Here is a 13167-nt window from a genome sequence, read left to right on the forward strand (position 1 = left end):
CGATTAAATGATAGATATACATTCACATATATTACCTGGAATTGATGATGGGTCAAAAAATATAAATATGACCTTACATATGATTAAAATGGCAGAAAAGAGTGGAACAAAAGATATAGTTGCCACTCCTCATTTTTGTAGAGGATATGGAGAAACACCTTATGATGAAGTTAAAAAGTTAGTAAAGGAGTTTAATAAGCTTGCAAAGGGGGAAGGGTTAGATCTAAACATACATTATGGTCAAGAAGTTTATTATTCAGAACAAATAATAGATGATTATAAAAGTGGTCTTATAGGTACAATTAATGACTCAAGATATATGTTAATAGAGCTTCCTATGAGAAGCTTTGATAGGGATACATTAGAGGTCATATATGAACTTCAAGTAAAGGGAGTAATTCCAATACTTGCACATCCAGAAAGATATAGACTGATAATAGAAAAACCAGAGAGAATTAATAAGTTTATTAAAGAAGGATTCCTATTTCAAATGAATTCTGGAAGCATTGAAGGTCAGTTTGGAAACAGTGTGAGGAAAACTGCAGAGATATTATTGGCTAATAATATCTATAATTTTATTGGTTCTGATGCACATAATGATACAAATAGATGTACGGGAATAGCCAATGGAATAGAATTAGCTAAAAAGAAGAGCAAAATTAATGAAGAACTTTTGAGAGAAAGTGGCAGAAGGTTATTAAATAATGAAGATATAGAGTTTATAGGAGAAATGGTAAAAGAGAGAAAGGGGATTTTTTCTTTTTTAAAGTGACTTAATTAAGCATAGGGGGTATAACATTGCAAAATAAAAAAGCAAAAATGTTGACATTGGTAATAGTGGACCTGTTACTAATATTTTGTTCATATTTTGTAGCTTTTATATTTAGATTCAAATATACGGACATTAGTATAGCAGAAATTGTAGTAATGTATGAAAGTTATATAAGCAAAATATTTTTAATATCTCTAATCTTTATAGGGATATTTATGGCGTTTAAACAATATAAAAGTATTTGGTCTATTGCAAGCATAGATGAGTTTTTAAGAGGAATTATAGCAACAGCATTAGGGACTAGTGTGGTTTTAGTAATATCTTGTTTAGATAAAAGAAGAATTCCGCTAATGGTTACAATAATGGCTGGAATTATGATAATGGTATTTTGCAACGGTATAAGAATCGGTTGGAGAGTAGTAAGAAGAACTTTAATCTTTATTACAGATAGGAGCAATGGAAATTATAAAAGAGTTTTAGTTGTAGGAGCAGGAGGAGCAGGAGCTCTTGTTGCCAATGAATATAAGAAAAATCCACAATATAAGAAAAAGGTAGTAGCATTTGTAGATGACTTTAGCGAAAAAAGAGGAACCTATGTATCTGGGGTAAAAGTTCTTGGTGATAGATATGATATTCCTACAGTAGTAGAATCACAAAGAATTGAAGAAATAATAATAGCTATATCAGAATTAAAAGAAGTGGAATTAAAGAAAATTTTAGATGAATGTAAGAAAACAACTGCTCAGGTAAAAATAATGCCTGGAGTTTCAGAAGTAATAGATGGAAAGTTCTCTGTTAAAAAAATCAGAGATGTAGATGTAGAAGACCTACTAGGAAGAGAGCCAATTAAGCTGGATTTTAGTGGTATTTCTAGTTATATAGAAAACAAAGTAATTATGGTAACTGGTGGAGGAGGTTCTATCGGTTCAGAATTGTGCAGGCAAATAGCAAAATTTAATCCAAAGGAACTTATTATATTTGATATTTATGAAAATAATGCTTACGACCTACAAAATGAACTTTTAAGAAAGTATAAAAACTTAAATTTAAAGACCTTAATAGGATCTGTTAGAGATAGAAAAAGGTTAAATAGTATATTTAAGGAGTATAGACCTCAGGTTGTATTTCATGCAGCAGCACATAAACACGTTCCTTTAATGGAAGATAGTCCAGGAGAAGCTATTAAAAATAATGTTTTAGGAACTTTAAATACGGCAGAACTTGCTAGTGAATATGGAGTAGAAAGATTTGTATTAATTTCTACAGATAAGGCGGTAAACCCTACAAATGTAATGGGTGCAACTAAAAGAATGTGTGAGATGGTTATACAGTCTATAGATAAAGAAAGTGATACAGAATTTGTAGCAGTTAGATTTGGAAATGTATTAGGTTCAAATGGTTCAGTGGTTCCTTTATTTAAAAAGCAAATTGCAGAGGGAGGGCCTGTTACCTTAACTCATAAAGATATAACAAGATATTTTATGACTATACCAGAAGCATCACAACTAGTTTTACAAGCTGGAGCATATGCAAGGGGTGGCGAAATATTTGTTTTAGATATGGGAGAGCCTGTTAAGATATATGATTTGGCAGAAAACTTAATTAGACTATCTGGATATATTCCAAATGAAGAAATAGAAATAAAAGTTACTGGTTTAAGGCCAGGTGAAAAGCTATATGAAGAGCTTCTTATGAATGAAGAGGGATTAAGTGAGACACCGCATAAGAAGATATTTATTGGAAGGCCTGGAGAATTCAAACTTGAAAAAGTTAAAAATAATATAAATACGCTTTTAGATGTAGTTAAGATTGGAAATAAGGAAAAGTTAAGAGAGAAACTACAGGAGGTAGTGCCAACTTATAGAAATCCTGATGAGGATAATGAAGTAGCTGCTACTAAGGAAGCTTAGAATGGGGGAATAAAAAATGGAAAAGAAAAGAATATTTTTATCATCACCTCATATGGGAGGTATGGAGCAAAAATTTGTTCAAGAAGCTTTTGATACTAACTGGGTAGCCCCTCTAGGACCAAATGTTAATGAGTTTGAAAAAGAATTAAGTGAGTATGTTGGTATTAAATCAGCAGCAGCTACAGTTTCAGGAACATCTGCTATACATATGGCACTTAAATGCGTAGGTGTTAAGGCAGGAGATAAAGTATTTTGCTCAAGTTTAACTTTTGCTGCAAGTTGCAATCCTATTATATATGAAGGTGGAATTCCAGTTTTTATAGATTCAGAGCCGGAAAGTTGGAATATGTCACCTGATGCATTAAAAAAGGCATTTGAAGATGCAGAAAAGTGTGGAGAAATACCTAAAGCTGTTATTGTTGTTAATTTATATGGACAAAGTGCAGATATGGATCCTATAAAGGAACTTTGTGGTAAATATAATGTTCCTATAATAGAGGATGCAGCAGAAAGCTTAGGAGCTATATATAAAGATAAGATGTCTGGTACAATTGGAGATTATGGAATTTATTCATTTAATGGGAATAAGATAATTACTACCTCAGGTGGTGGAATGCTTGTTTCTAATAATGAAGAAAGAATAGCAAAGACAAGATTTTGGATTACTCAAGCAAGAGAAAATGAAAGACATTATGAGCATAAGGAATTAGGATATAATTTTAGAATGTCTAACATAGTGGCTGGAATAGGTAGAGGTCAGCTAAGAGTATTAGATGAGAGAGTAAGACAAAAAACAGAAATATATAACACTTATAAAGAAGCGTTTAAAGATATAGAAGATATAGAAATGATGCCAGAATGCGAGTATGGAAAATCAAATCATTGGTTAAGTTGTATAACTTTAAAACCTGAAGGCAAGGTTAAGCCATTGGATATAATATTAGCTTTAGAAAAGGAAAATATAGAATCTAGACCTATATGGAAGCCAATGCATATGCAACCTTATTATAAGGAATGTAAGTTCTTTAGTCATAATGATGATGGAATAAGCGTTGCAGAAGACATATTTAATAGAGGATTATGCTTACCTTCTGATAGCAAAAACACAAAAGAAGATATGGATAGAGTTATTTCTATAATAAAAGGATTGTTTTAAAGAGGTGTTCCGTGAAAAATGCAGGAAATAAGAAATTTGGTAATATAATAAAAAGAATATTTGATTTTACTGCATCATTATGTGGTTTGATTTTATTATCACCAATACTTATTGTTGTTGCATTACTAATTAGGTTGAATTTAGGAAGTCCTATATTTTTTACTCAAGATAGAGTGGGAAAGCACAACAAAGTATTTAAGATGATAAAGTTTAGGAGCATGAAAGATGGGGTTGATAAGGACGGAAATTTACTTCCAGATGAAATGAGATTAACTAAGTTTGGCAAAATGCTTAGGAGTACAAGCTTAGATGAGTTGCCGGAGTTGATTAATGTGCTAAAAGGGGATATGAGCTTAATAGGTCCAAGACCGCTATTAGTTGATTATTTACCTTTATATAGTGAAGATCAAATAAGAAGACATAATGTTTTACCTGGATTAACAGGATGGGCTCAAATAAACGGCAGAAATAATTTGAGTTGGAATGAAAAGTTTAATTTAGATGTGTGGTATGTTGATAATTGGTCATTAATTCTTGATATTAAAATCTTCTTTTTAACTATTTATAAAGTATTTAAGAGAGAAGGGATAAGTCAAGATGGCAATGTTACAATGGAAAGATTTAATGGATTTAACTAATGTTAGGGTGAAGTGTATTGAAGGATATAGTAATTATAGGTGCTGGTGGAGTAGGAAGTGAAACTGCTTGGATTATTGAGCAGATTAATATTAAAAAAGATGAATGGAATTTGCTTGGATTCATTGATGATAATGAGTTAATGCAAGGAAAGGATATCATTGGATACAAAGTTATAGGAAGTGTGGAAAAAATTACAAAAACTTATAAGAATTTCAAAAAAGAAGATAGACCGTATGTTGTTATTGCGATAGCAAATTATAGTGTAAAAAAGAACATTGTAAATAAGTTGAAGAATATGTTTAACTTTGCAACATTAATTCATCCGGATGTATTTGTTCATATTAGCAATTCTATTGGAGAAGGTTGCATTATATATCCAGGAGTAATAATGACAGTGGATGTAAAGATAGGAAATCATGTTATTGTAAGTCCTAAGTGTGGTATAGGTCATAACTCTACAATAGGAGATTATGTTTCATTGTTATGGAATGTTAATGTTTCCGGATATGATCAAATTGGAGAAGGAGTTTTAATAGGAAGTGGTGCTACTATAATACAGGATAAAATGATAAATAAAGAAGCTATCATAGGTGCAGGTTCTGTAATAATTAGTAATATAAATTTTAAGGATAAATTTGTTGGAGTGCCTGGAAGAAAAATTAATGAAAGGAGTAGAGAATGAGAATAGTTTATTTGCATCAATATTTTAAGACGAATAAAGATAATGGTGGAACAAGATCATATGAGTTTGCAAAAGAGCTGGTTAGACAAGGTCATGAAGTAATAATGATAACTGGAGAGAGAATATCAACTGAGTATGTTGATGGTATTAAAATTATTTCTACAGAAACTAAATATAATCAAAAGATGAATAAGATACAGCGTATTAAAGCATTTTCAGATTATTTTATTAAAAGCACTAAAGAAGGATTAAAAATTGATAATATTGATTTAGTATATGCTACTTCAACACCACTAACTATAGGGATTCCAGCTATAATTATAAAAAAGATTAAAAAATGTAAAATGATATTTGAAGTTAGAGATGTTTGGCCAGATATACCAATACAGTTAGGAATAATAAAGAATAAGTTATTAATATGGTGTTTAAAAAAATTTGAGCAAAGTTGTTATAGAAACGCAAATCATATAGTTGCACTATCAGATGGAATGAAGAAAAATATTATTAAAAAAGGGGTAAGTGAAACTAAAGTTACAACTATAACGAATATAGCCAATATAGAGTTATATAGTAAGTCGTTTTGTACTGATAATATAAAAGAGAGTATTGAACTTGTTGATAAGTTTATTTGTGTGCATCCAGGAAGTATGGGCAAAGTAAATGGATTAGAGTTTATATTAAATGTAGCAGAGAATATACATGATAAAGATATAGTTTTTTTGCTTATAGGAGAAGGCTCGGAAAAAGAAAAATTAAAAAGAATAAAGGAGGAGAAGAAGTTAGATAATGTGATTATAAAGGACGCAATATCTAAAGAAAGAATAGTTGAAGTTATAAAATCTAGTGATTTAGGAATTATGTGTGTTACTAATAAAGAAATTCTTAAAGATAATAGTGCAAATAAATTTTTTGATTTTTTAGCGGCAGGATTACCTATATTTATAAATTATGGTGGTTGGCAATCAGAAGTGTTGAAAAATGGGGGATGCGGTTATAGTTTTAAGTTTGAGGATCATAAAAGTATGGCAAGGCAAATAGTTGCTTTAAAGAATAATACAAATTATTTAAAACAAATGAGATGTAACTCAAAAAAGGTAGCTATAAATTATTCGCTAAGTAAAAATTTAAATAAATTAACAAAAGTAATAAATGAGGTTGGAGGAATTTAGAATGAAACTTTATAATAGAATTGTTGAGAAAAAAGAAAAAATCTCAGTGGTAGGATTGGGGTATGTTGGAATGCCAATAGCGGTAGAGTTTTCAAAACAAGTAGATGTTATTGGATTTGATTTAAATAGCAAAAAGATAAATTTATACAAAGATGGAATAGATCCGACAAATGAAGTTGGAGATAATGCGATTAAGAAATGTACAGTGAATTTCACATGTGATGAAGTGGCTTTAAGAGAGGCTAAATTTCATATAGTAGCAGTACCAACACCAATAAATATTGATAAAACACCAGATTTAACACCTGTTGAAGGAGCAAGTACTATAATTGGTAGAAACTTAACAAAGGGATCGATAGTGGTTTATGAATCAACTGTATATCCAGGAGTAACAGAGGATATATGTGTTCCAATATTAGAAAAAGAATCTGGGCTAAAGTGCGGAGTGGATTTTAAAGTTGGATATTCACCTGAACGTATTAATCCAGGTGATAAGGTTCATAGATTAGAGAATATAAAGAAAATAGTATCTGGTATGGATGAAGAGAGTTTGGAGGAAATCTCAAAGGTGTACGAGCTTATTATAAAAGCTGGTGTACATAAAGCAAGTACAATAAAAGTTGCAGAAGCAGCTAAGGTAGTTGAAAATAGTCAAAGAGATATAAACATTGCATTTATGAATGAATTAGCAATGGTATTTGACAGAATGGGAATTGATACTAAAGAAGTTGTAGAAGCTATGAATACTAAGTGGAATGCATTAGGATTTTATCCAGGACTTGTAGGTGGACATTGTATAGGAGTGGACCCATATTATTTTGTATATGAAGCTGAAAAGTTAGGTTATCATAGTCAAATTATTCTTTCGGGAAGAAAAATTAATGATGGAATGGGTGCATTTGTAGCAGATGCAATTATTAAGCAATTAGTTTTAGCTAATAAGGTAGTAAAACAAGCTAAAGTAGTTATTTTAGGAATAACATTTAAAGAAAATTGTCCTGATACAAGAAACTCTAAAGTTATAGATATTATTAATAGATTAAGAGAGTATGAAATAGAACCAATAGTAGTTGATCCTCAAGCAGATAAGGATGATGCTTACAATGAGTATGGTGTAGAATTAACTAAGATAGAAAATGTAAAAGATGCAGATTGCCTAGTATTTGCAGTAGCACATAATGAGTTTAAAAATATGAATATAGATTATATAGACAGTTTATTTGGTGAATTTAAAAATAGTGAAAAAGTACTCGTTGATGTAAAAGGAATACTAAATAAAGATGAAGTTAAGAGTAGAAGATATTCTTATTGGAGTTTATAATTTATGAAAATATTATTTTTGTGTACTTATTATCATAGAGCTATGATTTTTCGAGATTCTATGGATATGCTAGAACAGTATGGACATAAAGTGGAGGCTTTTAATGCGGTTGTTAAGGGAGCAAAAATAGATCCAAAGTATAGTGATATTATGGATGAATTGGTATTTCATAGAGAGTGTTTTAATAAATTTGATAGATTTTTTTATCATCATAAGCAAACAAAGTTTTACAAAAAGTTAATTGAAGAGATTGATGTGACAAAATATGATATTATACACTCACATACGTTATTTAATGGTGGATATGTTGCATATAACATAAATAAAAAATTTGGGATTCCATATATTGTATCCATTAGAAATACTGATATGAATATATTTTTAAAGATACCGTTATTTAAAAGGATTGCAAATAAAATAATCAAAGAAGCATCAGGCATACAATTTTTGTCCGTACCGTATAAAGATAAGTTTATTAATAAATATGTAGAAGATGAATATAGGGAAGAGTTTATAAAAAAAAGTGTTGTTATTGGTAACGGGCTAGAGAAGTTTTGGTTAGATAATAAATTTAATAAGAAAAGGACTATAGATAAGAGTAATATACGTGTCATTTGTGTTGGCAAAATTGATAAGAATAAAAATATTGTAACTACTATAAAAGCTTTAGAAAGTTTGATTTTACTAGGGGTTAATGTGAGTTTTACAATCGTAGGACAAGTGATAGATAAGGATGTATTAAATTATCTAAAACAATTCAATTTTATAAGAATAGTTGAATATTTATCAAAAGAAAAATTAATTGAAGAATATAGAAAAAGTGATATTTATATTATGCCTTCAATTCATGAAACTTTTGGGAGAGTTTATGCAGAAGCAATGACACAAGGGCTACCTATAATTTACTCTAAGGGACAAGGATTTGATGGTATTTTTGAGGACGGATGTGTTGGATATTCAGTGCCTAGTAAAGATGCTGAATATATAAAAAGTTGTATAATAAAAATCATTGATGATTATTCAAATATATCTTTAAGATGTTTGCAATATTGTAATATATTCGATTGGGAAAAAGTAGCATATAAATTAGAAGAATTTTATAAAGATTCACTAAAAAGAGGAAAAGGAGATAATTAATGAAAGTAGCATGGTTAACTTTTCATAATGCAATTAATTATGGAGCAGCATTACAAACTTATGCATCTCAACAAGCACTAATGTCGATGGGAATTAATTGCGAAATTATAGATTATGTAAATGAGTATAGAGGTAATGCATATAATATGCTAAGTCATGCAAAAAAAGAGTTTAAAGATAGAAAGTTTATTTCATCAGCAAAATATATTGCTGGTGGAATATTCATGGGGAGAAGAAAACAAAAGTTTATAAAATTTTATAATAATAATATTATTACTACGAAAAAAAGATTTACATGTAGTAAAGAAATACAAGAAATAAATGACAAATTTGATAAGTTTATTGTGGGAAGTGATCAAGTTTGGAATTATAGAAATAATGGTGGGGATTTCACATTTTTGCTGGATTTTGTAAGTGATAATAATAAAAAGATATCGTATTCATCTAGTTTTGGGCTATCTGAAATTCCGTCAGAATTAGTGGAGAAATATAGGTTGAACTTAAAGGGCATAAAAAAGTTATCTACTAGAGAAGGTTATGGTGTTGAGCTTATAAAGAATCTAGCTGGAAGAGAGGCTGAGCTAGTATTAGACCCTGTATTCCTATTAAGTAAGAATCAATGGTTAGCATTATGCAATAATAGAGCTAAAAAGAGAAAGTATGTTTTTGCTTACACTAATAAATCGGGGCAGTGGGAAGATTTTTTAAGTAAGACTAGATATACAATGGATAATATGAGGATTCATAAAATAACTAGGTATTTATCTATTAAAGATTTTTTAAATCCTCAAGTTAAGAATAGTTACTCTATTTCACCAATAGAGTTTATTGAAACAATAGCTAATTCGGAATTAGTTGTTTCAGCATCTTTTCATTGTATAGCAATGGCAATTATATTAAATGTACAATTTGTTGCTATTTTAACTGGAGATAAGGGGAAAGATGAGAGGATATTAAATATATTAAGAATTACCGGATTGGAACAAAGAATTTTACATGAAGGAATGACTAGCCAAGATGTATGTGAAAAAATTGATTATAATAAGGTTCAGACTAAACTTTCTGAATATATTTCCAAGTCATACAAGTTTCTTGAAGAGGCTATATATAGTAAATAAAAGAAAGGAGATTGAATATGGAAGTTATATGTAATGAAAGTTTAAAAAAGTATACAACAATAAAGATAGGGGGAATAGCTAAGAGATTATATATTCCTGAGAGTACTGATGAATTAATTGAATTAATTAATAAATTAAATAGTAGTAAATTATATATTATTAGTGGTGGATCTAATTTGTTAATCAACGATGAGAAAGTGTTTGAAGAAGTTATTAGTTTGAAAAAGATGGATGATTCTATAAAAAAATTAAACAATGGAAGATATTATGTTGGAGCATCAGTAAGACTACAAAAGTTAATTAATTTTATTAACTGTGATGGCTATGGTGGAATTGAATACCTATACTCTCTTCCTGCTTTAGTTGGGGGATCAATTGCAATGAATGCTGGAAGAGGTAGAGCCTATAATTTATGTATAAGTGATTATTTGGAAGAAATTTACGTATATGATTATGAAAATCATATATCAAAAGTTATGAAAAAAGAAGAGTGTCAATTTGAGTATAGAAATTCTATTTTTAAAAAAAGTAAGTTAATAATTGTAGGCGCAATTTTTAATTTTGATATAATGAATAAAGAGGAAACAAAAAAATTAAAAAGAGAAAGAATTGAATTAGTAAAGAAATTTCAAGATAGTAGTGGGTATAACTTTGGGTCAGTATTTAGAAAATACAATAAATATATTATGCAAATTATAAGAGTGATTAATTTTGGAAATAAAAATGGAGTTAGATTTTCAAAAAAAACATCAAATTGGATTATTAATAATGGAGATGGTTCTTATAAGCAAGTATGTGTCTTAATAGATAAGGTAATAAAAATACATAGAATTTTAAAAAAAGATATATTACTAGAAGTAGTAAGATGGGATTAAATAAAATAGTATTTTTTCTAAGGTATAGTTGAAAGTTATACTATAATAAGAAATTTATATAAAATCTGATTATGTTTTTATAACATTTAAAAGATAGTATTATTGAATTATACAATTCAAACTAAGTATTCTTTCGTGAAGTTTATGGTATATTATCTGAATTTTATATATTATACTAACAATTTAGAAATATATAGGGAGAAATATATGAAAAAAATAGTGAATTTAGAGTTTTATAAAAAAAATAGAGGTGCTGATAATATAACATTAACCATTGGAATTTTTCTATTTAGATTTCTTTTAGATATAAGCTATTATAAATTAATAGGTCCTATATTTGAGTATTCAGGTTTTAGATATTCTTTTAATTTTAGTAGATATATATTATCAATATTTATATTAATGATATTTATTCCAATTATAATTAGACTAAATAGAAAAGTATCTTTTTCCAGAATAACAATTACAGTATTAGTATATATATCCCTTGTTCCGTTTACTACAATGGTTGCTTTTTATGATTTTGAAATTAACTTTGTTATTCAATTTGTGATTTATTGGTTAATTTTACTTATAACATATCTTTTGTTTCCAAAATTAAAACTAGTTGAAATAAAAAAAGAGAAAATTACAGATTTTGTACTTAAAGTTATAATTTTTTTATTTTTTATTACTATAATATTTATTTCTTGGAGATATACTGGATTTAGAATAACTTTAGATATATTTAATGTATATGACTTAAGAAGTGAAGCGAGTAGTTTTAAAATTCCGACTTTACTTAGTTATATTTATGCTGCATCTAAAATGATTAATCCAGTACTTATAGTATATTATATGTCTATAAAAAAGTATAAAATGACAAGTTTTATAGTATTAATACAATTATTAAGTTTTTCTATTAATGGATCTAAAACAGTATTTTTTAGTACAGTTTTATCTATTATATTATATTGGATATATAATAATAGATATATTTTGAGATTGCCGTGGCTTTTAGCATTGATTCCTTTCATTGGAGGAATTGAGTATTACATAATGAAATCTTATAATATAGTTAATTTTATAATTAGACGAGTATTTTTTGTACCTAATCTATTAAATTATTATTATTATGATTTTTTTAGTAAAAATACTCCAGATTATTTAAAGCAGAGCTTTTTAAGGCATTTTGGTATAGAGTCATCATATCCACCAATAGATAATTTAATTGGAGAATTATATTTTAATAAGCCTAACATGGGAGCAAATAATGGTCTTTTCAGTGAAGCGTATTCAAATTTTGGATCATTAGGATTATTTATAATGCCATTTATAATAGTTTTTGCATTTAAAATTTTAGATGCTTGCGCAGAAGGTCTTGATAGTAGAATCTTTATAGTATCGAGTTGCATTCTAGCTTTTATATTTATAAGCTCGTTTTTTTTCACGATATTATTGACGCATGGATTTATCGCATTATGTTTGATTTTAATTTTTCTTCCTAGAAAAACTTAGTTATAGCAAGAAGGTGAAGTTATGATAAGTAAATTAAAGTTTATTTTTAGGAAGTTGATAGGGGCTAAGGAAAAAGAGGGAATAGTTGATGCTTTAATTAGAAAAAGGATTAAAGTAGAGAAAAAATTTTATAGAAAAAATATATCAAAGATAGAATTAAAAGATACATTAATAAAAATGGGGATAAAAAAAGGTGATAATATTATGGTGCATGCATCTTGGAGACAATTTTATAATTTTTTAGGTAAACCGCAAGATGTTATTAAGATATTGAAAGATATTATAGGACCAGAAGGAATGCTATTAATGCCATCGTATGGCTCAGATAGATTATATTTTGATGTAGAGAATACTCCCTCTAGTGCGGGAGTACTTTCAGAAGTTTTTAGGTTAGGTAAAAATACATACCGTAGTGCATGCACACATTTTTCAGTTTGTGCTTATGGAAAAAATGCATCTGAAATAATAGAGGAGCATTTTTTTAGTGAGTATGGATTTGATAATAGATCACCTTATTATAAGTTTACTAAATTAGAAAATTCAAAAGTGTTATTTATGGGCTTAGGAAAAGAACCAACAAAGATATCTTTATTTCATTGTGCTGGATATTTATTAAAAGATAAAATTGATTATTTTAGTGAAGTATTGAGTAAAGAATATACATCTGTATTAATTATTAATAATAAAAAGTATAAGAAGGATATGATTATTCGAACAAAAGGCCATAAAAATAATAATAAAGTATTTAAAAAGATATTTAGAAATATAAAAACAAGAAAACATATCAAGTTATCTAATTTAGATTTAGTTTGGATTGATGCAAGAGAAGGATTAAATAAAGCAATTGAATTTGCTGAAGAAGGTATATATTGTTATAAATAAATAGAAAGT

General features: G+C 28.2%; 12 protein-coding genes. All 12 read left to right on the top strand.

Annotated elements, in window-relative coordinates:
* Window positions 1-7 precede the first annotated feature (7 nt).
* Complete coding sequence (locus I4V16_RS07535) at window positions 8-772, top strand: CpsB/CapC family capsule biosynthesis tyrosine phosphatase (RefSeq protein ID WP_099329291.1); 765 nt, start codon at window positions 8-10, stop codon at window positions 770-772.
* Window positions 773-798: 26 nt separating this feature from the next.
* Window positions 799-2682 carry a nucleoside-diphosphate sugar epimerase/dehydratase gene (locus tag I4V16_RS07540; RefSeq protein ID WP_323732218.1) on the top strand — a complete coding sequence of 628 codons (1884 nt, stop codon included), beginning with the start codon at window positions 799-801 and terminating at the stop codon, window positions 2680-2682.
* A gap of 16 nt (window positions 2683-2698) precedes the next feature.
* Window positions 2699-3838 carry a DegT/DnrJ/EryC1/StrS family aminotransferase gene (locus tag I4V16_RS07545; protein WP_099329290.1) on the top strand — a complete coding sequence of 380 codons (1140 nt, stop codon included), beginning with the start codon at window positions 2699-2701 and terminating at the stop codon, window positions 3836-3838.
* 11 nt (window positions 3839-3849) lie between these two features.
* The gene (locus I4V16_RS07550) at window positions 3850-4476 is read left to right on the top strand and encodes a sugar transferase (protein WP_278335527.1); all 627 of its coding nucleotides are present in this window, start codon (window positions 3850-3852) and stop codon (window positions 4474-4476) included.
* Between the two features lie 17 nt (window positions 4477-4493).
* Complete coding sequence (locus tag I4V16_RS07555) at window positions 4494-5159, top strand: acetyltransferase (RefSeq protein WP_195966619.1); 666 nt, start codon at window positions 4494-4496, stop codon at window positions 5157-5159.
* Entirely contained in the window at window positions 5156-6328 is a 1173-nt protein-coding gene (locus tag I4V16_RS07560) for a glycosyltransferase family 4 protein (RefSeq protein WP_099329288.1), read from the top strand. The genes I4V16_RS07555 and I4V16_RS07560 overlap by 4 nt, the downstream gene beginning before the upstream one ends.
* 1 nt (window position 6329) lies before the next feature.
* The gene (locus tag I4V16_RS07565) at window positions 6330-7649 is read left to right on the top strand and encodes a nucleotide sugar dehydrogenase (protein ID WP_099329287.1); all 1320 of its coding nucleotides are present in this window, start codon (window positions 6330-6332) and stop codon (window positions 7647-7649) included.
* Window positions 7650-7652: 3 nt separating this feature from the next.
* On the top strand, window positions 7653-8786 hold the full coding sequence (locus tag I4V16_RS07570; protein ID WP_099329286.1) for a glycosyltransferase family 4 protein: 1134 nt from the start codon (window positions 7653-7655) through the stop codon (window positions 8784-8786).
* Window positions 8786-9904 (top strand): polysaccharide pyruvyl transferase family protein, encoded by a 1119-nt coding sequence (locus I4V16_RS07575; protein WP_099329285.1) that lies wholly within the window; start codon window positions 8786-8788, stop codon window positions 9902-9904. Before I4V16_RS07570 ends, I4V16_RS07575 begins: the two co-directional genes overlap by 1 nt.
* Before the next feature lie 17 nt (window positions 9905-9921).
* Window positions 9922-10779 (top strand): FAD-binding protein, encoded by an 858-nt coding sequence (locus I4V16_RS07580; RefSeq protein WP_099329284.1) that lies wholly within the window; start codon window positions 9922-9924, stop codon window positions 10777-10779.
* A gap of 207 nt (window positions 10780-10986) precedes the next feature.
* Window positions 10987-12276, top strand: coding sequence for a hypothetical protein (locus tag I4V16_RS07585; protein WP_099329283.1), 1290 nt, complete (start codon window positions 10987-10989; stop codon window positions 12274-12276).
* Window positions 12277-12297: 21 nt separating this feature from the next.
* Window positions 12298-13158, top strand: a complete 861-nt coding sequence (locus tag I4V16_RS07590) for an AAC(3) family N-acetyltransferase (RefSeq protein WP_099329282.1) — start codon at window positions 12298-12300, stop codon at window positions 13156-13158.
* Window positions 13159-13167: the final 9 nt, after the last annotated feature.

Source organism: Clostridium sp. 1001283B150210_160208_E6, from assembly GCF_015669365.1.
Classification (GTDB): Bacteria; Bacillota; Clostridia; order Clostridiales; family Clostridiaceae; genus Clostridium; species Clostridium paraputrificum.